Annotated in this window: 1 protein-coding gene; it reads right to left on the minus strand. The window is 50.4% G+C overall.

Going from position 1 to position 1,146, the window contains the following annotated elements; all coding sequences use genetic code 11:
• The coding region (locus ACTJKB_RS30840; protein WP_440838035.1) for a phosphopantetheine-binding protein at positions 1–1,146 on the minus strand (1,146 nt) is incomplete at both ends.

Below are 1,146 nucleotides of genomic sequence, written 5' to 3' on the forward strand. Positions count from 1 at the left end.
GTTGATACTGCGATGCAGATCTGTACATGCCGCTTCCATTAATTCTACTGCTGTTTGTTCTTTGCTATAGTCATACAGCTTTAGCTCATAGGCTTTGTTGGCACTCACTTTTAGGATCTCTAACTGGCCTTCCCGGTAAACGGATCTCAGGATATCATGATGCGCCGTAAGGGCATCTAGCACTTTCCGAAGCTGGTTTTCCTCTTCCAGATCAATTTCCATCAGTATGTCCTGATTGAAGTGATGCGGCTTAGAAAGATTCCAAGAGGCAAACTCCCTGACAATCGGTGTCAGCGGTACTATGCCGCTTACTTCCTCTTGCTCATACTGTTCCTCGATTATAGATTTTTGTGCTGCATAGCTAATCGCCTCAACGGTATACTTTTGCATGATATCTTTGATAGCAACGTGATATCCGGCACTTCTTAGCTTCGACACGATCCGTATCGCTTTGATCGAGTCCCCGCCCAGTTCAAAGAAGCTGTCCTGCGTGCCCACTCGCTCTACACCCAGCACTTCACTAAAGATACTGCACAGCTGTTCTTCAATTTCATTTTTCGGAGCTGTGTATTCCTTCTCGCTTACGGCTACGATCTCCGGCAGCGCCCGCTTATCCAGCTTGCCGTTGCGCGTTACCGGCAGTTGTTCAATTTGTATCATATAGGCTGGCACCATATACGCCGGCAGTACCTCCTCCAGCTCCCGCCTTATCGCTTGCAGCTGGACTTGCTCTTTCGATATGAGGTATGCAAACAGCGCCTTCTCTCCGTCTTGGGTTTCCCGCACGATGACCGCCGCATCCTGGATTCCTTCGAGCTGCCGCAGCGCATGTTCCACTTCGCCCAGCTCAATCCGGAACCCCCTGATCTTCACTTGATCATCCATACGGCCTAAATAGGCGATGTTCCCGTCCGGCAGCCATTTCGCTAAGTCTCCTGACCGGTACATCCGCTCCCCGGGTACAAAAGGATTCGCTACGAATTTTTTATTCGTTAGCTCCGGTTTGTTGAGGTAGCCTCTGGCGACGCCAACCCCTGCCACGCACAGTTCCCCTGGTACACCAATCCCGCATAGCTTGTCCCCGTCTAATATATAGATCTTCAGGGTTGGGAGCGCCTTTCCGACATCGTTTACATCCAGCGCAAT

The organism is Paenibacillus sp. 22594, from assembly GCF_052044425.1.
Taxonomy (GTDB): domain Bacteria; phylum Bacillota; class Bacilli; order Paenibacillales; family Paenibacillaceae; genus Paenibacillus_AQ.